This window comes from Ornithinimicrobium kibberense (assembly GCF_006519705.1).
Taxonomy (GTDB): Bacteria; Actinomycetota; Actinomycetes; order Actinomycetales; family Dermatophilaceae; genus Ornithinicoccus; species Ornithinicoccus kibberensis.
The window spans coordinates 189,681-210,636 of record NZ_VFXM01000003.1 but is presented as its reverse complement, the minus strand read 5'-3'; the positions used below and the strand labels follow the sequence as shown (position 1 = coordinate 210,636).

Here is a 20,956-nt window from a genome sequence, read left to right as displayed (position 1 = left end):
GCACCTCCGGGACGGGACGTGGGCAGGCTACCGTGCCACCGGCAGCCGGACGACGGAGGGACAGGTATGGAGCACCCCGAGCAGGTGCCGCAGACGGACCGGGCGACCCTGGCGGGGCTCGGCGAGAGCCGGCTGCTCGAGGAGGTCTTCGCCGCGTACGGCGGGCTGCCCGGCGGCGGGGTGCTCGTCGGGCCGGGGGACGACACCGCCTACCTGAGGGTCCCGTCGGGCGCCGTCCTGGCGACCACGGACACGGTGGTCCGCGGCCGCGACTGGCGCGACGAGTGGTCGACCGGCGAGGACGTGGGGGTGAAGGTCGTCACCCAGAACCTGGCCGACCTGGCCGCCATGGGCGGCCGGGGGACCGGTCTGCTGGTCACCCTCGTCGCCCCGCAGGACCTTCCGGTGGACTGGGTGCGCGACCTGCTCGCCGGCACGGCGTGGGCCGCGACCAGGGCGGGCGTGCCGGTGGTCGGCGGGGACCTCTCGTCCGCCGGGGCGCAGGAGGTGGTCGTGTCGGTCACGGCCCTCGGCGAGCTCGGGGAGGGGGTCGCCCGACCGGTGCTGCGCAGCGGCGCGCGGGCGGGGGACGTGCTGGCGGTGTCCGGGCCGCTCGGCCGTTCCGGCGCGGGGCTGCTGCTGCTCCGCCGAGGGGTGGCCCCGGGCCGGGACGGGCAGGAGGCCGGGCTGCTCGACCACCACCGTCGTCCGACGACGGACCTGGAGCAGGGCCCGGTCGCGGCCCGGGCGGGCGCGCGGTCGATGATCGACGTCTCGGACGGGCTCGTGCGGGACGCCGACCGGGTGGCGCGGGCCAGCGGCGTGCGCGTCCGGCTCGACCCGGGCCCGCTGGACCGGCTGGCCGGCCTGCTGCAGCCTGCGCTGGCCCCCGCCGACGCCCGCGCACAGGTGCTCGCCGGCGGCGAGGAGCACGAGCTGCTCGCGACGTTCCCGCCCCGGACGGGGCCCCCGGACGGCTGGACGGTCCTGGGGCAGGTGGTGCCCTCGCAGGCGGACGACGAGCCGCCGGCCGGGGTCTGGCTGGAGGGCCGCCGGCTCGACCCCCGGACGGGCGGCTGGGACCACTTCGGCGGGTGAACCGCCCGGACCCACCACCACGACGCACGAGAGCCGGCTCGCACCCTCGGGTGCGGCCGGCTCAGGCGGGTCGGGGCAGGCCCCGGACGCTCAGCGGGTGACCTTGCCTGCCTTCAGGCAGGAGGTGCACACGTTGAGGCGCTTGGGGGTCGAACCCACCATCGCCCGGACGCGCTGGATGTTCGGGTTCCAGCGACGCTTGGTGCGGCGGTGGGAGTGCGAGATGCTGTGACCGAAGCTCGGTCCCTTGCCGCAGACGTCGCAAGTGGCAGCCACGGTGTTCTCCTGGTGTCGGTCGGTGCGATGGTCGTCGTGCCGGCGTCCTGGGCGAGGTCGGGTCGCGCCGTCGCCGCCGGGCAACCTCGTCAGCGTACCGGAGGGTCGTTGCGGGGCCCAAATCGCCGGCCGCCCCCCCGCGAGGGGTTCGCGCCCGGGGTGTGGACACCTCCGACGCACCTGGGGCGACAGGTAGTTTGGCCTCGTGTCCCGCCCGTCCCTCGACCTGGTCACCGCCCGCCGGTGGGCGGTGACGGCACGGTCGGCGCTGGGCACGGCGAGGGAGCGGATCGACGCGCTCAACGTCTACCCGGTGGCCGACGGGGACACGGGCACCAACATGTTCCTGACGATGGACGGCGCCCTGGACTTCGTCCGGGGGCAGTTCGAGCTGGGGGCGGGGACGGAACGGCTCGACGAGGGCCTGGCCCTCATCGCCCGGGGGATGCTCCTCTCCGCGCGGGGCAACTCCGGCGTGATCCTCTCCCAGCTCGCCCGCGGTCTCGCGGAGGCGGTCGGCCCCGGTGTGCGGGCGGCCGGGCCCGAGGACCTCGCGGTCGCCTTCGAGACGGCCGCCCGGGCGGCCTGGGACGCGGTGGCCGCACCGGTCGAGGGGACGATCCTGTCGGTCGCCCGGGCCGCTGCCGAGGGTGCCCGGTCCGTGGTGGACGCGGGCGGGACCCAGGTCGCCGACGTCGTGGCGGCGGCGCTCCAGGAGGCCCGGGTGGCCCTGGCCCGGACGCCGGAGCAGCTGCCGGAGCTGCGGCACGCGGGAGTGGTGGACGCCGGCGGTGCGGGTCTGGTCGTGGTCGTCGAGGCCCTCGACGCCGTCCTGCAGGAGCGGACCCACGCGGTCGTCGCCGAGCTGCCGCGCTGGTGGGAGGTGCCCTCGACCGGGGCGGCCGGGGACGGGTCGGCCGCGGACGGCGGGGTGCACGCCTGCGCCCCGGTGACGGGGGAGGACCAGGTCGAGGTGATGTACCTGCTCACCGGCAGCGACCCCGTCCGGGCCGACCGGTTGCGTGGTCACCTCCGCCGGCTCGGCGAGTCGGTCGTCGTCGCCGGCGGGCCGCACGACTACCGGGTCCACGTGCACCTGCGCGACCCCCGGTCGGCCGTGGAGGCCGGGAGCTCGGCCGGTCAGGTGGAGGAGGTCCGGCTGACCTCCCTGGCCGACGGCGGCCGGCTCGAAGGAGCCGGGGAGGGGGCGGGCACCACCCGCACCCAGGACGACGACGGCCGTGGGCCGTCCGCCGTCGTCCGGCTGGGCGTCGTCGCCTGCGTCCTCGGCCCCGGGCTGCAGGACATCTTCTCCGCGGGTGGTGCCCAGGTGGTGCCGTCGGGCCCGCGCCGTCGGGCCTCGGCGGGGCAGCTGCTGTCCGCCCTGTGGGCGGCCGACGCGCCCCACCTGGTCCTCCTGCCGAACGACCCCGACACGGTGATGGTCGCCCGGGCGGCGGCCCAGGAGGCGCGGGCCGGGGGACTGGTCGTGGACGTCGTCCCGACCCGGAGCGTCGTCGAGGGGCTCGCGGCCCTGGCGGTGCTCGACGAGGACGCCGACCCGCGGACCACCGTGGCCGACATGGCCGACGCGTGCGGAGGGGTGCGCTCCGGTGCGCTCACCCCCGCCGACCGGGACGCCGACACGCCCGTGGGCCGGGTGCTCCGGGGCCAGTGGCTGGGCCTGGTCGACGGCACCGTGGTGGCGGTGGCCGAGCACCCGGCGGAGGCCGCCCGGACGGTGCTGGACCGGCTGTGGCACCCCGGGGCCGAGGTGGTCACGGTGGTCCGGGGCGAGCGGGCCGGGGAGGACGAGCTCGACGCGGTGCTCGGCCCGGCGCTGGCGGAGCACCCGGAGGTGGAGGTCGTCCGGCTCGACGGGGGACAGCCGACCTTCCCCTGGCTGCTGGGGGTGGAGTGAACGTGGCCGTCGGGAGGGCGCGGTCGTGAGCGGCGTCGACCTGGACACCCGGCTGCGGACCGTCGTGGGCGCGACCGCCGCCCGGCTGGAGCGGGCCCGGGGGATGCGGACGGTCCGTGACCTGCTGGACTTCCTGCCACGCACCTACCTGGACCCCGCCCGCCCGACGGCGTTCGCCCAGCTGCCGCACGGCGAGGACGTCGTGGTGGTGGGGACCGTGCGCGCGTCCACGACCCGGCAGATGCGGCAGCGGCGGGGGCGCATCCTCGTGGTGGACGTCGAGGACGAGGTCGGCGGCACCATCCAGCTGACCTTCTTCAAGCCCTACGGCCACCAGGACCGGTTGGTCCCGGGCGTGCGCGTCGTCTGCTCCGGCCAGGTCGGCAGCTACGGCCGTTCCCTGCAGCTGACCCACCCCGACTACGCCGTCCTGGGCGAGGCCTCCGGCGCGACCTCGGGCGGGTGGCTGCTCGGGGGTCTGGTGCCGGTCTACCCGGCCACCCCCAAGGTCTCGCCGATCGTCCACGGGGACACCCTCGACCTGGTGCTGCACGCGCTCGACGAGCTGCCGGACCCGGTGCCGCCGGAGGTCCGGCGGACGCACGGGCTGCCCGACCTGCGCGAGGCATACCAGCTGGTCCACCGCCCGCAGCGCGAGGCCGACCACCGCCGGGGCCGGTGGCGGCTGAAGTTCCAGGAGGCGTTCGTGGTGCAGGCCGCCCTGGCACGGGCCCGGCTGGCCCAGGACGCCACCACCGCCGTGCCCCGCCCGCCCGTCGAGGACGGTCTGGTCGACGCCCTCCTGGGGCGGCTGCCCTTCGACCTCACCCAGGGGCAGCAGCGCGTCCTCGGGGAGCTGCGCTCCGACCTCGCGGGCACCGTGCCGATGCACCGGCTGCTCCAGGGGGAGGTCGGCTCGGGCAAGACGGTCCTGGCCCTGCTCGCGATGCTCGCGGTCGTCGACGCGGGCGGTCAGGCCGCCCTGCTCGCCCCCACCGAGGTGCTCGCCGTGCAGCACCACCGGGCCATCAGCGCGCTCCTGGGTCCGCTGGCCGAGGCGGGCATGCTCGGCGGGGACGACCGGGCCACCAGGGTCGCGCTCCTGCTGGGCAGCCAGTCCGCCGTCGAGCGGCGGGAGAACCTGCTCGCCGCGGCGTCGGGCTCGGCCGGGATCGTCGTGGGCACCCACGCGCTGATCCAGGAGCACGTCCAGCTCGCCGAGCTGGGCCTGGTCGTCGTGGACGAGCAGCACCGGTTCGGGGTCGAGCAGCGGGACGCCCTGCGGGCCAAGGCGGACCACCCGCCCCACGTGCTCGTCATGACCGCGACGCCGATCCCACGGACCGTGGCGATGACCGTCTACGGGGACATGGAGACCTCGACCCTGCGGGAGCTGCCGCGCGGCCGGCGCCCGATCACCACGCACGTGGTGCCGGGCGGGCGGCCGGACTGGGTCCGCCGCACGTGGGAGCGGGTCGCCGAGGAGGTGCGCACCGGCGGTCAGGTGTATGTCGTGTGCCCCCGGATCGGCGAGGCGGACGACCCCGACCTTCCGCAGGGGGCGGTCGTGGGACCCGGGGGGCCGACGGTCCCCGCCGGGGACGACGAGGACGGTGACGGCGCCGGGCCCACGGTCACGGGTGAGGAGTCGTCCGAGCCCACGCTCCACGGCGTGCACCAGGTGGCGCGCGCCCTGGGGCAGCTGCCGGCCACCGCCGGGCTACGTCTGGCCAGCCTGCACGGCCGCCTCCCCGTCGACGAGAAGGACGCGGTCATGCGCCGGTTCGCCGCCGGGGAGGTGGACGTCCTGGTGGCCACGACGGTCATCGAGGTGGGGGTGGACGTGCCCGACGCGACGGCGATGGTGGTCCTGGACGCCGACCGGTTCGGCATCTCGCAGCTGCACCAGCTGCGCGGCCGGGTCGGTCGAGGGGGGCGTCCGGGGCTCTGCCTGCTCGTGACGCAGCAGGCCGGCGGTCCCGAGGACGGGCCGGCGGTCGAACGGCTCCACCAGGTGGCCGCCACGACGGACGGCTTCGAGCTGGCCCGGCTCGACCTCGAGACCCGCCGCGAGGGCGACGTGCTCGGGGCCAGCCAGAGCGGCGGCCGCAGCGGCCTGCGGTTCCTGCGCCTCGCCCGCGACGAGGAGCTCATCGTCGCCGCCCACGAGGCCGCCTGGGAGACGGTGCGCGCCGACCCCGACCTGGACCGCCACCCCGTGCTGCGGCGCGAGCTCGACCAGCTCGACGCCGAGCGGGCGGCCTTCCTGGAGCGGGGGTGAGCCGACGGTGACGAGGATCGTCGCCGGACATGCCGGTGGTCGCACGATCCTGACCCCCCGGGGGGCGGCGACGCGTCCGACCACCGACCGGGTGCGGGAGGCGGTCTTCTCCCGGCTCGAGTCGCTGATGGACCTCGACGGGGTGCGCGTGCTGGACCTGTACGCCGGGTCCGGGGCGCTCGGGCTGGAGGCGCTGTCCCGGGGGGCGGGGCACCTGCTGGCCGTGGAGCGGCACCGGGCCACCGCGGCGCTGGTCTCGCGGAACGCCCGCACCCTGGGGATGACGCAGCAGGTGCAGGTGCGCACCGCGCCCGTCCGGGCGGTGCTCGACGAGAGGCCCGAGGAGCCCTACCAGCTGGTCCTGCTGGACCCGCCCTACGACCTGGCCGAGGACGACCTGGCCGTCGTGCTCGACCTGCTCGTCGCCGCCGGCTGGCTCGACCCCGACGCGCTGGTCCTCGTGGAGCGCAGCGCCCGGTCGCCCGCGCCGACCTGGCCGGCCGGTCTGCGCCCGCTCGACCGCCGCACCTACGGCGAGACCGCCGTGCACCTCGCCGAGCCGGCGCCGCCGACGGGCTGACCGGCCTCGCCGACCCCGGGTGGGGCCGTCCGCGCCCGGCTGCGATGATCGGCCCATGACCGACTACTCCATCCCCCGCCCCGTGTCCGGCGACGTCGTCGACCTCATCCTCGACGACCACCGGCTCTTCGAGACCCTCCTGCGCGAGATGCGCGACAGCACGGCCGACCGCGCCGGCGCCCGGGCCGCCTTCGCCGACGTGCTCGTCGCCCACGGCGAGGCCGAGGAGCAGGAGGTCTACCCCCGGTTGCGGCGTCGGACCGAGGATGTCGGCGAGCACGAGGTGGAGCACGGCGAGGAGGAGCACGCCGAGATCAACGAGGCCCTGCTCGCCCTGCTGGAGTGCGTCGGCACCGACACCCAGAAGTTCGACGACGCCGTGGAGAGGATGAACGAGGTCCTCCAGCACCACCTGACGGAGGAGGAGCTGACGATCCTCAACCCGGCCAGGGAGGACGTCTCCGACGACGACCGCGCCCAGCTCGGGCAGAAGTTCCTCGCCGCCCGCAGCGAGCAGCTGGACCAGGGGTGCGGCTCCGTGGAGAACGTGCAGCGGCTCGTCGACGAGGCCCGCAAGGAGGGGCTGCTCGGCGAGGACGAGGAGACCTCGGAGGGCTGACGGCTCCCGGCTCGGTAGGGTCGAGGGCATGACGCACCTCGAGCGCCGCTGCGTGTGCCCCGGCTCCTTCGACCCGGTCACCCACGGCCACCTGGACGTCGTCCGCCGGGCCGCCGCGCTGTTCGACGAGGTCGTCGTGGCCGTGCTGCACAACCCGGCCAAGCAGGGCTCGTTCCCGGTGGAGCGGCGCCTGGACCTGGTGCGCCGCTCCCTCGAGCCGGACCTGGCCGACCGCGTCCGGGTCGAGGCCTTCGCCGACACCCTCCTGGTCGACGTGTGCCGTCAGGTCGGGGCCGGAGCCGTCGTCAAGGGGCTGCGCGGCGGCACCGACTTCGCCTACGAGCTGCCGATGGCCCGGATGAACCGGCACCTCAGCGGCGTGGAGACCGTCTTCCTCCCCGCCGACCCGACCCTGGAGCACGTGTCCAGCTCCCTGGTCAAGGAGGTGCACCGCTACGGGGGCGACGTCGCCGGGCTCGTCCCCGACGTGGTCCTGGCTGCCCTCGAGGAGCTCGCGCGCGCCGCCGACGGGTGAGCACGGCCCCCGCTGCGGGCCTGGTGACCCGGCCGGCGTCACGTGCCTGGCAGACTTGGTCGCACGGGCGCCGCTCCGCTAGTCTGGTGCGTCGGTCCGTGTCCACGTCGTGGAAACCGGGCCGTTCCCACCACCGCGAACGAGGACGAAGGATCATGGCTGCGCACGAGCAGGACGGCCCCTGGGTGCTGGACACCCGCGAGCTGGTCCGCCGCCCGGGCACCATGCGTCGGGCCTCGTGGACCGTGGAGGCACCCGAGCGCATCGGCACCGACGTCGTCGCGATCCCGCCCGGCCGTGAGGTCGAGCTGGACCTGCGGCTGGAGTCGGTCGTCGAGGGCGTGCTGGTGTCGGGGACGGTCAGGAGCTCGACGAGCGGGACGTGCGTGCGGTGCCTGGACCCCGTCGAGGAGAACCTCGAGGTGGAGCTCCAGGAGCTGTTCGCCTATCCCGAACGGGCGGCCCACCACCAGCAGGTGGCCGGGACGTCCGGACGGGACGACGAGACCGAGGACGAGGAGCAGTACGTGCTCGACGGCGACCTGATCGACCTCGAGGAGGTCGTCCGGGACGCCGTCGTGACCGCGCTGCCCTTCCAACCGGTGTGCCGGGACGACTGTCCAGGACTGTGCTCCCAGTGCGGGGCGCGCCTGGCGGACGACCCGGACCACCATCACGACGTGATCGACCCCCGGTGGTCGGCGCTGGCCTCCCTGGCCGCACCGACCGACGACGACGAGAAGAGGAACTGACGTGGCCGTCCCCAAGCGGAAGATGTCGCGCTCGAACACCCGGAGCCGCCGCTCCCAGTGGAAGGCCGCGCCGATCGCGCTGAGCACCTGCCCGCAGTGCGGTTCGGTGCGCACCCCCCACCAGGCCTGCCCCAGCTGCGGCACCTACGGCGGCCGCCACTACGCGGCTGCCGAGCGCACCGAGCACCAGGACTGACGATCCTGCGCCGACGCATGCGCCCCGTCGCCGAGCTCAACGACTACCTCGCGCAGGTCGTCGGGCAGCCCTGCGACGAGGCGCTGCTTCTGCGTGCCCTGACGCACCGGTCCTACTCCTACGAGAACGACGGGGAGCCGCACAACGAACGCCTGGAGTTCCTGGGGGACGCGGTGCTGGGCGTCATCGTCACCGACACCCTCTACCGGACCCACCCCGAGCTCCCCGAGGGGCGGCTGGCCAAGCTCAGGGCCGCGGTCGTCAACTCCCGGGCGCTCGCCGAGGTCGCCCGGGTCGTCGACCTGGGCGACTTCGTGCGCCTCGGCAAGGGGGAGCAGAGCACCGGTGGCCGGGACAAGGACTCGATCCTGGCGGACACCACCGAGGCGGTCATCGGGTGCGTCTACCTCTCCTCCGGCATGGTCGCGGCCGACGCCTTCGTCCACCACCTGCTCGACCCGCTGCTGCGGCGCAGCGCCGCTCTGGGGGCGGCCCTGGACTGGAAGACGAGCCTGCAGGAGGTCGCGGCGACGGCCGAGCTCGGCATGCCCGAGTACCGGGTGCAGTCCGAGGGGCCCGACCACGACAAGAGGTTCACCGCCCGGGTCCTCGTCGACGAGGAGGTCGTCGGCACCGGGGAGGGCCGCTCGAAGAAGGCCGCCGAGCAGCAGGCCGCCGAGGCCGGGTGGCGCACCCTCACCGAGCGGGCGGCCCGCGTGGTGGAGGTGGCCCCCGCCGCCGGCGGCGCCCCTGCGGCCGACGGGAACGACCCCGACGGCAGCGGTGCCTGAGCTGCCCGAGGTCGAGGTCGTCCGGCGGGGGCTGGAGCAGCACGTCCGGGGGCGCACGGTCGCCGAGGCCGTCCTCTCCGGGTCCCGGGTGGCACGCCGCCATCCGGCCGGCCCGGCCGACCTCGCGGCCCGGGTGGCCGGCGCGCGGGTCGAGCAGGTCGACCGCCGGGGCAAGTACCTGTGGCTGGTGCTCCGTCCTCCGCACGACGACCCCCAGGCGCTCGTCGTGCACCTGGGGATGAGCGGGCAGCTGCTCGTGGAGGCCCCGGACGCACCGCGGGAGAAGCACCTGCACGCCACCTTCGACTTCACCGACGCAGGGCCGCAGCTGCGGTTCGTCGACCAGCGCACCTTCGGGGGCCTGGCGCTCGCCGAGCTGCACCCGGACCCGCACGGGGGTCCGACCCATCCCCACGGCATACCCGCGCCCGTGCTGCACATCGCGCCCGACCCCCTCGACCCCGTCTTCGACCGGGCGGCGGCGGTGCGGCGGATGAAGGCCAGCAGCAGCGAGGTCAAGCGGGTGCTGCTCGACCAGCGGGTCGTCAGCGGGATCGGCAACATCTACGCCGACGAGGCGCTGTGGCGCGCCGGGGTCCACGGACGTCGTCCGGCCTCCGCCCTCACCCGTCCGGCGCTGGGCCGGCTGCTGGACCACGCCACCGACGTGATGCGAGAGGCCCTGGGCCAGGGCGGGACCAGCTTCGACGCGCTCTACGTCAACGTCAACGGCGCCAGCGGTTACTTCGACCGGTCGCTGGACGCCTACGGACGCACCGGTCGCCCGTGCCGCCGGTGCGGCACGCCGATCGTGCGCGAGGAGTTCATGAACCGCTCCTCCCACTCCTGCCCCCGGTGCCAGGTCCGGCCGCGCAGCCCCCGTCCCTGACGCGCGGGGGATCCTGCTCCGACCCGCGTGCCCGCCTCAGGGTGTGGGTCCACCGTCCTGCGACGCGTCCGTGCCCCCGTCCGTGCCTCCGTCCCGGGGCGGCCGCCGACGGCGCGACTGCTCGTCCACGGCCCGTCCCAGCCGGTCCGCCCGCTCCCGGCCGGCCCCCAGGAACAGCCCCAGCCCGGCACCGACGCGGTCGAGGAGGTAGACGGGCGTCCAGCGGCGCGGGGGGAGCCGGTCCACCGGCGGGGTGGCCAGATGGCCCAGCAGGGCCAGCGCCAGGACGGCGCCGACCGAGAAGAGGAGGAGCTCGGTCATCGGCCCAGTCTGCCCCACGCTCAGGTGTGCAGCGGTTCGTCCTCCTGCGGGTAGCGCACCCCGAGCTCGCGCCGGGCCGACTCCAGGATGGTCATGACCGCCACCGTGTCCGCGTGCGGCACGACGGGGGACTCCAGCAGCCCCGCCGCGAGGCAGCGGTGCACCTCCTCCACCTCGTGGACCAGCCCTCGCCGGTCGCCGGTCACCAGCTCGCCCTCGGGCTCCCGGCCGCGGTAGACGGTGAAACCCTCCGGGTCGTTCACCGGCCCGTGCACCTCGATCCACCCCTCGGTCCCGCGCACGACGGTCCGGCTGGCGCCGCTGCTGCGGGAGTCGCACAGCACCTGGGCCACCGCCCCCTCCCGCGTCATCCACTGCAGCCCCACGAGGTCGTCGGCACCGGTGGGCACGCGCGAGCCCAGCACCTGCACGTCCGTGGGGTGACCCAGGAGCAGGTGGGCCAGGGTGACCGGGTAGATCCCGATGTCGAGCAGGGCGCCACCGCCGTTGTCCAGGTCGAAGACCCGGTGGCCCTCGTCGTACTCGAACGGCACGGTGAAGGCGGCGGCGAGGCTGCGGGCCGTGCCGATCTGCCCGTCGCGCACCCGGCCCACGAGGTCCTGGACCAGGGGCATGCACCGGGTCCACATGGCCTCCATCGCGAACCGTCCGCTCTGGCGGGCCGCCTCGAAGACCCGCTCGGTGTCCCTCACCGTGAGCGCGGTCGGCTTCTCCACGACCACGTGCCGACCGGCCCGCAGGGCGGCCACGGCCTGGTCGGCGTGGAAGGGGTGGGTGGAGGAGATGTAGACCACGTCCACCTCCGGGTCCGCGAGCAGCTCGGCGTAGTCGCCGTAGGCGCGCGGCACGCCCAGGTCGTCGGCGAACGCCTGGGCACGGCCCGCGTCGCGGGCGGCCACGGCGACGACCTCGCCCCCCTCTGCGGCCGCCACGGCCTGGGCGAACGCCCGGGCGATGCGTCCTGCGGCCAGCAGGCCCCAGCGGACGGGACGGTCGGTGATCGGGGGGTATGCGGTGCTGCTCGGCTCGCTCACGGGTCCCACCGTAGTCTCGGAGCCATGGAGCGTGCACTGGTCTACGTCCGCGGCCGCGTCCAGGGGGTGGGGTTCCGCTGGTGGACCCGGGCCCGGGCCCTCGAGCTGGGGCTCGTCGGGCACGCCCGCAACCTGCCCGACGGTCGGGTGGAGGTGCAGGCGCAGGGGGAGCGGGACGACGTCGACCGCCTCCTGGAGCTGCTCTCCGAGAAGGTCTCGGTGCGCAGCCGCCCCGGCCGGGTCGACACGGTCACCGTGCAGTGGCACACCCCTCGGGACGGGCTCACCGGCTTCTCCGAACGCTGAGCCTGCCGGGCCCGCGACCGGCACGCGGGTATCGTGACGGCACCACCGCCCGTCGACCGTGAGAAGCCTGCCCGCGTGTACGTCAAGAGCCTGACCCTCAAGGGGTTCAAGTCGTTCGCCTCGACGACCACGTTGCGCCTCGAGCCGGGGATCACCTGCATCGTGGGCCCGAACGGCTCGGGCAAGTCCAACGTCGTCGACGCGCTCGCCTGGGTGATGGGGGAGCAGGGGGCCAAGAGCCTGCGCGGCGGCAAGATGGAGGACGTCATCTTCGCGGGCACCTCGGGCCGTCCGCCGCTGGGACGGGCCGAGGTGTCGATGACGATCGACAACACCGACGGTGCGCTGCCGATCGACTACTCCGAGGTGACGATCACCCGGACGATGTTCCGCAGCGGGGGCTCGGAGTACGCCATCAACGGCACCGGCTGCCGGCTCCTCGACGTCCAGGAGCTGCTCTCCGACTCCGGGATCGGCCGCGAGATGCACGTCATCGTGGGCCAGGGCCAGCTCGACGCCGTGCTGCGGGCCACGCCCGAGGAGCGGCGTGGCTTCATCGAGGAGGCGGCCGGGGTCCTCAAGCACCGCAAGCGCAAGGAGCGCGCCCTGCGCAAGCTGGAGACGATGGAGGGCAACCTGACCCGGCTGGCCGACCTCGTCGCCGAGATCAGGCGCCAGCTGGGACCGCTGGGACGGCAGGCCGAGACGGCGCGGCGGGCCGCCACGATCCAGGCGGAGGTCCGGGACTCCCGGCTGCGGCTGCTGGCCGACGACCTCGTCCAGCTGACGAGCGCCCTGGAGCAGGAGCTGGCCGACGAGGAGGCCCTGCTGCGCCGCCGGGAGGCCGTGCAGCAGCAGGTGGGTGACGCCGAGCGCGAGGTCGCCGGCCTGGAGGAGACCGTCGCGACGGCGGCGCCGGTGCTGCAGCAGGTGCAGGACCGGTGGTACACCCTCTCCTCCCTGCTCGAACGGGTGCGGGCGCTGGCCGAGCTCGCCCGGGAACGGGTCCGCCTGCTCGGCGCCGAGGAGGAGGACCTGCGGGGCGAGGAGACCGGCTCCGGGCGGGGCCGCGACCCCGAGCAGCTGCGGGACCAGGCCCGGCAGGTGCGGGTCGAGGAGGACGCGCTGCTGGCCCGGGTCGCGGAGCTGACCGAGGCGCTCGCCGCCGCCGAGCAGGCCCGGGCGGAGGCCGAGCAGGCCCACGCCCGGGAGCAGGACCGCCTGGCGCGGCTGGCCCGGGCCGCCGCGGACCGGCGGGAGGGGCTGGCCCGGCTCTCCGGCCAGGTGGCCGCGCGCCGCTCCCGGCTCGAAGGAGGTGAGGAGGAGATCGCCCGGCTCACCGCCGCGGCCGCCGCCGCGGTCGAGCGCGCGTCGGCGGCCGAGCAGGAGTATGCCGCCCTCGAGGGCACCGTGCTCGACGTGGAACGGGGGGAGGAGGACCTCGACCAGGCGTTCGAGACGGCGGAGCGGGGACGTGACGAGGCGCGTGCCCAGGTGGACCGCCTGGCCGAGGAGCTGCGGCAGGCCCAGTCCGAGCAGGCCGCGCTGGAGGCCCGGGTCGAGGCCCTCGCGCTCAGCCTGCGCCGGACCGACGGAGCCTCCGCCCTGCTGGCCACCGACGAGGTCACCGGGCTGCTGGGGCCGCTGACCGATCACGTCCAGGTGCAGCCGGGACGCGAGGCCGCGATCGCGGCCGCCCTCGGCTGGGCGGGGGAGGCCCTCGTCGCCGACGGGCACACCACCGCCGCGGAGGCCCTGGCGTGGCTGCGCGCCCAGGACCAGGGGCGGGCAGGCCTGCTCGTGCCCGGCCAGGGGCAGGTCCCCCCGGCCGGGCGGCCCACGCTGCCCGCCGACGCCGTGTGGGCGGTCGACGTCATCGGCCCGGCAGGGGACTCCGTGGGGCTCCTGCCGGCCCTGGCCGCCCTCCTCGACCGGGTCGCCCTGGTCGACGACGCGGACGCCGCGCTGCGGCTCGTCGAGGAGCTGCCCCCGACGACCGCGGTCACCCCGGAGGGGGACGTCTACGGCCCCGGGTGGGTGCGAGGCGGCTCCAGCGCGGCCCCGAGCCTGCTGGAGCTGCAGTCCGCCCTGGACGAGGCCCGGGCGGGGGCCGGCGCGGCGACCGGCCGGGCGGAACGGCTGACCTTCGAGCTCGCGGGCGCCCGGGACCGGCTCTCGGCCGCCGAGGCGGAGGCCGAGGCCGCCCTCGACGCCCTCCACGACTCGGACGCGCGGATGACCGCCGTCGCCGAGCAGCTGGCCCACCTGGGGCAGGTCGTCCGGGCGGCCCGGGTCGAGCACGACCGGCACACCGCCGCCGTGCGGACGGCGGAGGAGGCCCTGGCGACCACCCGGGCCGAGTTGGCCGAGCTGGAGCAGCGACTGGCCGACGCGGAGGCCACCACCGAGGGGCAGCCCGAGGAGCCCGACACGGGGGAGCGTGAGCGGCTGGCCGAGGCGGCCGCCCGGGCCCGCAGCGCCGAGACCGAGGCGCGACTGGCGCTGCGCACGCAGGAGGAGCGGGCCCGGGCCCTCAGCGGCCGCGCGGACGCCCTGGAGGCGGCCGCCCGCAACGAGCTGGCCGCACGCGAGCGGGCCGCCGCCCGTCGCCGCCGCCGGGCCCAGGACCGGGCGACCGCCGACGCCGTCGCCGCGGGAGCGGCATACCTCTCGGGTCGGGTGGAGCACCTGCTCGCCGGGGCCGCCGAGGAGCGCGACCGGATGCGGACGGAGCAGGCCGACCGGGAGCGGTCCCTGGCGCAGGCCAGGGCCAGGGCGCACCAGCTGGTCGGGGACCTGCGTGAGCTGACCGACTCGGTGCACGCCGACGAGATCGCCCGGGCCGAGCAGCGGCTGCGGATCGAGACGCTGCAGGCACGGGCCATGGACGAGCTGGGCGTGGACCCGGCCGTCCTCGTCGACGAGTTCGGCCCCCACCTGCCCGTGCCGGTGCTGGACGACGCCGTCGCGGACGGGGGGAGCGGGCAGGACACGGACGAGGACGCCGGCCCCCGCACGGTCCCGTTCGTGCGGGCCGAGCAGGAGAAGCGCCTGCGGCGGGCCGAGCGTCAGCTCTCCGCCCTGGGGCGGGTCAACCCCCTGGCACTGGAGGAGTTCGCCGCGCTGGAGGAGCGCCACCAGTTCCTCACCGAGCAGGTCGAGGACCTGCGCCGCTCCAAGGCCGACCTGCTCGAGATCGTCAAGGAGGTGGACGAGCGGGTGGAACGGGTCTTCTCCGAGGCCTTCCGGGACACCGCCGCCCAGTTCGAGCGGGTCTTCGCCCGGCTCTTCCCCGGCGGCGAGGGCAGGATCACGCTCACCGACCCCGACGACATGCTGACCACCGGCATCGAGGTGGAGGCGCGTCCGCCCGGCAAGAAGATCAAGCGGCTCTCCCTGCTCTCCGGCGGGGAGCGATCCCTGACCGCAGTGGCCCTGCTCGTCGCGATCTTCAAGGCCCGGCCCAGCCCGTTCTACATCATGGACGAGGTCGAGGCCGCCCTGGACGACACCAACCTCGGACGGCTGATCACCCTCTTCGAGGAGCTGCGCGACTCCAGCCAGCTCATCGTCATCACCCACCAGAAGCGCACCATGGAGGTGGCCGACGCGCTCTACGGGGTGTCCATGCGCGGGGACGGCGTCACGACGGTCGTCAGCCAGCGCGTGCGGGACGTCGCCCCCGCCGGTGCCACCGGTCCGGAGCACGTCGACGCCCCGGCCTGAACGGGTCGCCCCCGACGCAGCACGGCCGTCTCCGGGGACCGCGGGCCGCCGGTTGTGAGACCGGTCACGATCGGCACCCTGCGTGCGGACACGCGCGCCGCCGGTTGGGTCGTCCCGCCCCGTGCACGGCACACTGGGAGACATGTTCGCTCTCGTCCTCGCCATGCTCATGTGCGTCGCCCTCGGCGCCGGGGTCGTCGGCTACGTCATGCTCGAGGCCCGTCGGGAGGGCCGGGGCGAGTTCTGGACGCCCGAGGGCGAGGAGCTGCTCGCCGGTGCGCGGCGCACCGGCCAGAAGGTGGTCACCCGCAGCGAGCAGCTCGCCGGGTCCGCCTCGCAGCGGACCCAGGCCCTCCGGTCCCGGGTCGGCGAGCGCGAGGTCCGCACCGCCCGTCAGGCCCCGGCCCGCGGGTCGTCGGACGGGTCGGACCGCGAGGACGACGACCGCCTGCGTCCCGCCAGCTGACGGTCGGGACCTCGGCGCCGCCCGTCGGTGCCGTTCGGTCGGCGGCCCGGCGTCTGGGAGACTGGCCGGGTGGGACCGATCAATGAGCTCTGGGAGATCCTGACCCTCGTCAGCGTCGTCGTCATCGGCGCGCTCGTCGCGCTGGTGGCGCTGGTCCGTGGCCGCGGGGGAAGGTCCACGACCCTGCCCCGCACGCCGGGGCGTGCGGGCGAGCGGCGCACCGAGGGGGACGTCCTCACCGAGGAGCCGCCCGCCGGCACCGAGGTGGAGGACCGCGGTGGCGGTGTCGCGGTGGAGCCCGGGGCGGGCCCCGCCGCGCCGACCCTCGAACGGCCCGAGTCGGCCCGGGGCCGCCTGCAGCGGCTGCGGGCCCGGCTGGCGAGGTCCAACACGGCCATCGGCAACGCCCTGCTCGCCCTGCTGTCCCGCGGAGGGCTCGGCGAGGAGGACTGGGAGGAGGTCGAGGACACCCTGCTGGCCTCCGACCTGGGCGTGGAGGCCACCGAGGAGCTGGTGGCCTCGCTGCGCCGTCAGGTGGCGGTGGACGGGACCTCGGACCCCGTCCAGGTCAAGCAGTGGCTGCACGACGACCTCCTGGCCCTCGTCGACCCGAGCATGGACCGGCGGATCGCCGCCAGCCGCACGGACGGCCTTCCGGCCGTGATCCTCGTCGTCGGGGTCAACGGCACGGGCAAGACCACCACCGTCGGCAAGCTCGCGCGCGTCCTGGTGGCCGAGGACAAGGACGTGCTCCTGGGGGCGGCCGACACGTTCCGGGCCGCCGCCGCCGACCAGCTGCAGACCTGGGGCGAGCGGGTCGGCGTCCCGGCGGTCCGCTCCGACCAGGAGGGTGCCGACCCCGCCTCGGTGGCCTACGAGGCGACGAAGGCCGGCATCGAGATGGAGTCCGACGTCGTCATCGTCGACACGGCCGGCCGCCTGCACACCAAGCGTGGGCTGATGGACGAGCTCGGCAAGATCAAGCGGGTGGTCGAGAAGCTGGCCCCCGTGGGCGAGGTCCTGCTCGTCCTGGACGCCACGACCGGGCAGAACGGCATGCGCCAGGCCGAGGAGTTCGCCCGGGAGGTGGCCATCACCGGCATCGTGCTGACCAAGATGGACGGCACCGCCAAGGGCGGCATCGTCGTCAACGTCCAGCGCAAGCTCGGCGTCCCCGTCAAGCTCATCGGCCTCGGCGAGGGACCGGACGACCTGGCACCCTTCGACCCGGAGGCCTTCGTCAGCGCCATCGTCGGCTGACGCACCGGCGAGGACCCGCAGCGCAGCGAGGACCGGAGCCGGTGGCGGAGGCCGACCGAGGTGATCGTCGGCTGAGACCCCTCAGGACCGCGAGCCGGCCGGGACCTGCGAGCTGCCCGCCTGGTTGCGGGGGTCGGTCGGGTCCCCGAGCGCCCACCGGACCGCGGCCGTGCCCAGCCGGCCCAGGGGCGCGGCGACGAGTCCCAGCACCAGGTCGTCCGCCCGGCGCAGCGGCCCGGGCAGGTGCAGGTCGAGCATCCCGCGGGCGTACGGCGGCAGCAGCTCCACCGCCCCGGCGGCCAGCATCCAGAAGCCTGGACGCGCCGGCCACGGCAGCGGTGGCTCGGCCAGCAGGAAGCGCGCCACGTCGCGCGCCCCCGCCGTGGTCTGCAGCTCGGGGCGGAAACGGTCGAGCTCGGCCCGCAGCTGCGCCGTCGTCGTCGGCGGGTCGACCACGCCCAGGCGGGCGGCGACGCTCCCGGCCTGGGCGACGTAGCGGTCGGCCTCCGCGGGGGTCAGCGGGCGACGCGCGTAACGCTGGTGGGCGACGAGGAAGCTGTCGATCTCGGCGACGTGCACCCACCGCAGCAGGTGCGGGTCCGTGGCCGCGTACGGCCGCCCGTCCGGGGCCGTCCCGGCGACGGTGGTGTGCACGCGGTTGATCCGCTCGACCACGCGGTCGGCCAGCTCCACGGGGCCGAAGGTCGTCGCCGCGAGGAACTCGCTCGTGCGCTGCAGCCGCCCCCACGGGTCGCCGCGGTAGCCGGAGTGCTCCCCGACGCCGGCCATGGCCAGCGGATGCAGCGACTGCAGCAGCAGCGCCCGGATCCCGCCGACATACATCGCGGCGTGGCCCTGGACCCGGCAGATCGGGTCGTCGGGCGCGAAGCGACGGGGTCCCGGCGCCAGCCAGATCGCCTGCGCACGTCGCTCGGCGTCCGGCCCGGCGACCCGGTCGCGCAGGGCCCTCGCCAGCCGGCGGCGGGCTGGTTCGAGCGCGGAGGGCAGGTGGACCACGCCCCCAGTATGGCGCGGGCCGGGGGCCCGCCTCAGCCGTCCCGTCGGGCGGTGGTCCCCGGGGCCGGTCCGGCCGCACGTATCCTTGCGGGGTGTTCAACTCCCTCTCCGACCGACTGACGCTGACCTTCAAGAACCTCAAGCGCAAGGGCACCGTCACCGAGTCCGACCTCAACGCGACGATCCGGGACATCCGGATCGCGCTGCTGGACGCCGACGTCGCGCTGCCGGTGGTCAAGCAGTTCACGGGGCGGATCCGTGAGCGGGCCCTCGGGACGGAGGTGCACCAGGCGCTCAACCCGGCCCAGCAGGTCGTCAAGATCGTCAACGAGGAGCTGGCCGGGATCCTCGGCGGGCAGACCCGCCGGCTGCGGCTGGCCAAGAACCCCCCGACGGTGATCATGCTGGCCGGGCTGCAGGGCTCGGGCAAGACGACCTTCGCCGGGAAGCTCGGCCGGTGGCTGGCCGACCAGGGGCACACGCCCATGCTCGTGGCCGCCGACCTGCAGCGCCCCAACGCCGTCACCCAGCTCGAGGTCGTCGGGCAGCGGGCCGGGGTCCCGGTGTTCGCCCCGGAGCGGGGCAACGTCCACGGCCACGACGCCGCGCTGGCGAGCGGGGAGGGGACCCGCTCCTTCGGGGACCCCGTCGACGTGGCGGTGGACGGCGTCGAGGAGGCCCGGCGCAAGGGCAACGACGTCGTCATCATCGACACCGCGGGGCGTCTGTCCATCGACGTCGACCTCATGCGTCAGGCCAGCGACATCCGGATCGAGACCAACGCCCACGAGGTGCTGTTCGTCATCGACGCGATGATCGGCCAGGCCGCGGTCGAGACGGCCAAGGCCTTCTCCGACGGCGTCGGCATCACCGGGTCCGTGCTGACCAAGCTCGACGGCGACGCCCGGGGTGGCGCGGCCCTGTCGGTCGCGACCGTGACCGGGCAGCCGATCCTGTTCGCCTCCACCGGTGAGGGCGTCAAGGACATCGAGCTGTTCCACCCCGACCGGATGGCCTCGCGCATCCTCGACATGGGGGACGTGCTCACCCTCATCGAGCAGGCCGAGCGCGCCTTCGACCAGGTCCAGGCCAAGGAGATGACGCGCAAGTTCCTCTCCGACGAGGACTTCACGTTCGACGACTTCCTGGACCAGATGGCCGCCATCAAGCGCATGGGCTCGCTCAAGCAGATGCTCGGCATGATGCCGGGCATGCAGGGCATGCGGGCCCAGCTCGACTCCCTCGACGAGCGCGAGTTCGACCGGGTCGAGGCGATGGTGCGGTCGATGACCCCGTTCGAGCGCAACCACCCCAAGCAGATCAACGGCTCCCGCCGGGCCCGGATCGCCCGCGGTTCGGGCACCTCGGTCTCGGAGGTCAACCAGCTGCTGGAGCGCTTCGGCGAGGCGCAGAAGATGATGCGTCAGCTCAAGAAGGGCGGCGGCATCCCCGGGATGCCCGGCATGCCGGGAGCGGGCGGACCCGGTGGGGGCAAGCGAGGCAAGCCGGCCCCGAAGAAGAAGGGCAAGTCCGGCAACCCGGCCAAGCGGGCCCAGCAGGAGCAGGAGGCGGCCCGGAAGGCGCAGGAGGCCCGGACGGCGTCGTTCGAGAACGCCTTCGGCGCCGGCGCACCGGGCCAGGGCGAGGGGCAGGCCGACCCCTCCGCCGGCGACCTCGCGGGGCTCAAGCTTCCTCCCGGCTTCGAGAAGTTCCTGGACGGGGGCAAGAAGTAGCCGGGGAACAGTCCGACTCCTCATATCGTTGACGGTTCAACCAACGATGGAGGAGGACCCGGGATGACCGTGGAGCTGGGGCTGGACACCTTCGGCGACGTCAGCGTGCGCGAGGACGGCACGCCCGAGACGGCGGCGCAGGTGCTGCGCCACGTCGTCGAGCAGGGGGTGCTGGCCGACGAGGTCGGGGTCGACGCCCTCGGGGTGGGCGAGCACCACCGGCCGGACTTCGCGGTGAGCGCCCCGGACGTGGTGCTGGCCGGCCTGGCGACCAGGACCACGCGGATCCGCCTCGGCTCGGCGGTGACCGTGCTCAGCTCCGACGACCCGATCCGGGTCTTCGAACGGTTCTCCACGATCGACGCCCTGTCCGGCGGGCGCGCCGAGGTCGTCCTGGGGCGGGGCTCGTTCACCGAGTCGTTCCCGCTGTTCGGGTACGACCTGCGGGACTACGAGACGCTGTTCAGCGAGAAGCTCGACCTGTTCAGCCGCCTCCTCGAGGAGCGGCCGGTGAGCTGGGAGGGCACGACCCGCCCGCCCCTGGTGCAGCAGGAGGTCTGGCCCCGCACCGGGTCCGGCCGGCTGGCCACCTGGATCGCGGTGGGCGGCTCGCCGCAGAGCGTCGTCCGGGCCGCCTCCTACCGGCTCCCGCTCATGCTGGCGGTCATCGGCGGACCCGCCGAGCGGTTCGCTCCCTTCGCCGACCTCTACCGACGCCTCCTCGCCGACGGCGGAGGCCCCGTCCTGCCGGTCGCGGTGCACTCGCCCGGCCACGTCGCCGAGACCGACGAGCTGGCCGCGACGCAGCTCTACCCGCACTTCAAGGCCAACCGTGACCGCATCGGGGCCGAGCGCGGGTGGGGCCCGCTGACCCCGCAGGACTACCGCGCGGAGATCGCGCAGGGCGCGCTCTACGTCGGTTCCCCGGAGACGGTCGCCCGCAAGATCGCCGCGACCGTCCGGTCCCTGGGCCTGTCGAGGTTCGACCTCAAGTACGCCAACGGACCGATGCCGCACGGGCAGCTGATGCGCTCCATCGAGCTCTACGGCACCCAGGTCGCGCCCAGGGTCCGCGAGCTCCTCGCGAACGGCTGAGCGCTCCGTCCCACCGGCGGGGTGTCGGTGCGCCGTGCC

General features: G+C 75.1%; 20 protein-coding genes. 16 read left to right on the top strand and 4 right to left on the bottom strand.

Annotated features, from left to right (window positions below; genetic code table 11):
• Positions 1-66: 66 nt before the first annotated feature.
• On the top strand, positions 67-1,098 hold the full coding sequence (gene thiL / locus FJR00_RS03820; protein ID WP_075958445.1) for a thiamine-phosphate kinase: 1,032 nt from the start codon (positions 67-69) through the stop codon (positions 1,096-1,098).
• A gap of 90 nt (positions 1,099-1,188) precedes the next feature.
• On the opposite strand, the gene rpmB is transcribed toward thiL, so the two are convergent.
• Positions 1,189-1,374 carry a 50S ribosomal protein L28 gene (rpmB, locus tag FJR00_RS03815; RefSeq protein ID WP_075958444.1) on the bottom strand — a complete coding sequence of 62 codons (186 nt, stop codon included), beginning with the start codon at positions 1,372-1,374 and terminating at the stop codon, positions 1,189-1,191.
• Between the two features lie 205 nt (positions 1,375-1,579).
• Between rpmB and FJR00_RS03810 the strand changes: the two genes are divergently transcribed.
• The 9 genes from FJR00_RS03810 (at position 1,580) to mutM (ending at position 9,938) form a co-directional block, all read left to right on the top strand.
• The gene (locus FJR00_RS03810; protein ID WP_141337521.1) at positions 1,580-3,295 is read left to right on the top strand and encodes a DAK2 domain-containing protein; all 1,716 of its coding nucleotides are present in this window, start codon (positions 1,580-1,582) and stop codon (positions 3,293-3,295) included.
• 25 nt (positions 3,296-3,320) lie between these two features.
• Complete coding sequence (locus FJR00_RS03805) at positions 3,321-5,576, top strand: ATP-dependent DNA helicase RecG (protein WP_141337520.1); 2,256 nt, start codon at positions 3,321-3,323, stop codon at positions 5,574-5,576.
• Positions 5,577-5,583: 7 nt separating this feature from the next.
• Positions 5,584-6,156, top strand: coding sequence for a 16S rRNA (guanine(966)-N(2))-methyltransferase RsmD (gene rsmD / locus FJR00_RS03800; protein WP_141337519.1), 573 nt, complete (start codon positions 5,584-5,586; stop codon positions 6,154-6,156).
• A gap of 55 nt (positions 6,157-6,211) precedes the next feature.
• Positions 6,212-6,775 (top strand): hemerythrin domain-containing protein, encoded by a 564-nt coding sequence (locus FJR00_RS03795; protein ID WP_141337518.1) that lies wholly within the window; start codon positions 6,212-6,214, stop codon positions 6,773-6,775.
• A gap of 28 nt (positions 6,776-6,803) precedes the next feature.
• Positions 6,804-7,310 (top strand): pantetheine-phosphate adenylyltransferase, encoded by a 507-nt coding sequence (gene coaD / locus FJR00_RS03790; RefSeq protein WP_141337517.1) that lies wholly within the window; start codon positions 6,804-6,806, stop codon positions 7,308-7,310.
• A gap of 155 nt (positions 7,311-7,465) precedes the next feature.
• A complete protein-coding gene (locus tag FJR00_RS03785; protein WP_141337516.1) occupies positions 7,466-8,062 on the top strand; it encodes a YceD family protein in 597 nt (198 codons plus the stop codon).
• 1 nt (position 8,063) lies between these two features.
• Entirely contained in the window at positions 8,064-8,258 is a 195-nt protein-coding gene (gene rpmF, locus FJR00_RS03780) for a 50S ribosomal protein L32 (protein ID WP_075958437.1), read from the top strand.
• Between the two features lie 17 nt (positions 8,259-8,275).
• Complete coding sequence (gene rnc / locus FJR00_RS03775; RefSeq protein ID WP_075958436.1) at positions 8,276-9,049, top strand: ribonuclease III; 774 nt, start codon at positions 8,276-8,278, stop codon at positions 9,047-9,049.
• Positions 9,042-9,938 (top strand): bifunctional DNA-formamidopyrimidine glycosylase/DNA-(apurinic or apyrimidinic site) lyase, encoded by an 897-nt coding sequence (gene mutM / locus FJR00_RS03770; protein WP_141337515.1) that lies wholly within the window; start codon positions 9,042-9,044, stop codon positions 9,936-9,938. The genes rnc and mutM overlap by 8 nt, the downstream gene beginning before the upstream one ends.
• A 36-nt stretch (positions 9,939-9,974) precedes the next feature.
• Here mutM and FJR00_RS03765 read toward each other — a convergent pair whose 3' ends face one another.
• On the bottom strand, positions 9,975-10,259 hold the full coding sequence (locus FJR00_RS03765) for a hypothetical protein (protein WP_141337514.1): 285 nt from the start codon (positions 10,257-10,259) through the stop codon (positions 9,975-9,977).
• Between the two features lie 20 nt (positions 10,260-10,279).
• Positions 10,280-11,314, bottom strand: a complete 1,035-nt coding sequence (locus FJR00_RS03760) for a Gfo/Idh/MocA family protein (RefSeq protein WP_158068669.1) — start codon at positions 11,312-11,314, stop codon at positions 10,280-10,282.
• Between the two features lie 24 nt (positions 11,315-11,338).
• Between FJR00_RS03760 and FJR00_RS03755 the strand changes: the two genes are divergently transcribed.
• From FJR00_RS03755 to ftsY, 4 genes are all read left to right on the top strand, one after another.
• The gene (locus FJR00_RS03755; RefSeq protein ID WP_075958433.1) at positions 11,339-11,620 is read left to right on the top strand and encodes an acylphosphatase; all 282 of its coding nucleotides are present in this window, start codon (positions 11,339-11,341) and stop codon (positions 11,618-11,620) included.
• A 75-nt stretch (positions 11,621-11,695) separates the two neighbouring features.
• Positions 11,696-15,346: a chromosome segregation protein SMC gene (smc, locus tag FJR00_RS03750; RefSeq protein WP_141337512.1), complete on the top strand. Its 3,651-nt coding sequence runs from the start codon at positions 11,696-11,698 to the stop codon at positions 15,344-15,346.
• A 142-nt stretch (positions 15,347-15,488) separates the two neighbouring features.
• Positions 15,489-15,812 (top strand): hypothetical protein, encoded by a 324-nt coding sequence (locus tag FJR00_RS03745; protein WP_075958431.1) that lies wholly within the window; start codon positions 15,489-15,491, stop codon positions 15,810-15,812.
• Between the two features lie 69 nt (positions 15,813-15,881).
• The gene (gene ftsY, locus FJR00_RS03740) at positions 15,882-17,072 is read left to right on the top strand and encodes a signal recognition particle-docking protein FtsY (RefSeq protein WP_075958479.1); all 1,191 of its coding nucleotides are present in this window, start codon (positions 15,882-15,884) and stop codon (positions 17,070-17,072) included.
• Positions 17,073-17,153: 81 nt separating this feature from the next.
• Here ftsY and FJR00_RS03735 read toward each other — a convergent pair whose 3' ends face one another.
• Positions 17,154-18,089, bottom strand: coding sequence for an oxygenase MpaB family protein (locus tag FJR00_RS03735; RefSeq protein WP_238330283.1), 936 nt, complete (start codon positions 18,087-18,089; stop codon positions 17,154-17,156).
• 92 nt (positions 18,090-18,181) lie between these two features.
• On the opposite strand from FJR00_RS03735, the gene ffh reads away from it, so the two are divergent.
• Complete coding sequence (ffh, locus tag FJR00_RS03730) at positions 18,182-19,822, top strand: signal recognition particle protein (protein ID WP_141337511.1); 1,641 nt, start codon at positions 18,182-18,184, stop codon at positions 19,820-19,822.
• A 63-nt stretch (positions 19,823-19,885) separates the two neighbouring features.
• Positions 19,886-20,917: an LLM class flavin-dependent oxidoreductase gene (locus tag FJR00_RS03725; RefSeq protein WP_141337510.1), complete on the top strand. Its 1,032-nt coding sequence runs from the start codon at positions 19,886-19,888 to the stop codon at positions 20,915-20,917.
• The last annotated feature ends 39 nt before the right edge of the window (positions 20,918-20,956 follow it).

Bases quoted from the DNA above. Each gene is read 5' to 3' on its own strand.
- rnc (WP_075958436.1), top strand. From the start codon at position 8,276: ATGCGCCCCGTCGCCGAGCTCAACGACTACCTCGCGCAGGTCGTCGGG.
- coaD (WP_141337517.1), top strand. From the start codon at position 6,804: ATGACGCACCTCGAGCGCCGCTGCGTGTGCCCCGGCTCCTTCGACCCG.
- FJR00_RS03795 (WP_141337518.1), top strand. From the start codon at position 6,212: ATGACCGACTACTCCATCCCCCGCCCCGTGTCCGGCGACGTCGTCGAC.
- FJR00_RS03765 (WP_141337514.1), bottom strand. From the start codon at position 10,259: ATGACCGAGCTCCTCCTCTTCTCGGTCGGCGCCGTCCTGGCGCTGGCC.
- FJR00_RS03785 (WP_141337516.1), top strand. From the start codon at position 7,466: ATGGCTGCGCACGAGCAGGACGGCCCCTGGGTGCTGGACACCCGCGAG.
- FJR00_RS03745 (WP_075958431.1), top strand. From the start codon at position 15,489: ATGTTCGCTCTCGTCCTCGCCATGCTCATGTGCGTCGCCCTCGGCGCC.
- FJR00_RS03755 (WP_075958433.1), top strand. From the start codon at position 11,339: ATGGAGCGTGCACTGGTCTACGTCCGCGGCCGCGTCCAGGGGGTGGGG.
- thiL (WP_075958445.1), top strand. From the start codon at position 67: ATGGAGCACCCCGAGCAGGTGCCGCAGACGGACCGGGCGACCCTGGCG.
- FJR00_RS03725 (WP_141337510.1), top strand. From the start codon at position 19,886: ATGACCGTGGAGCTGGGGCTGGACACCTTCGGCGACGTCAGCGTGCGC.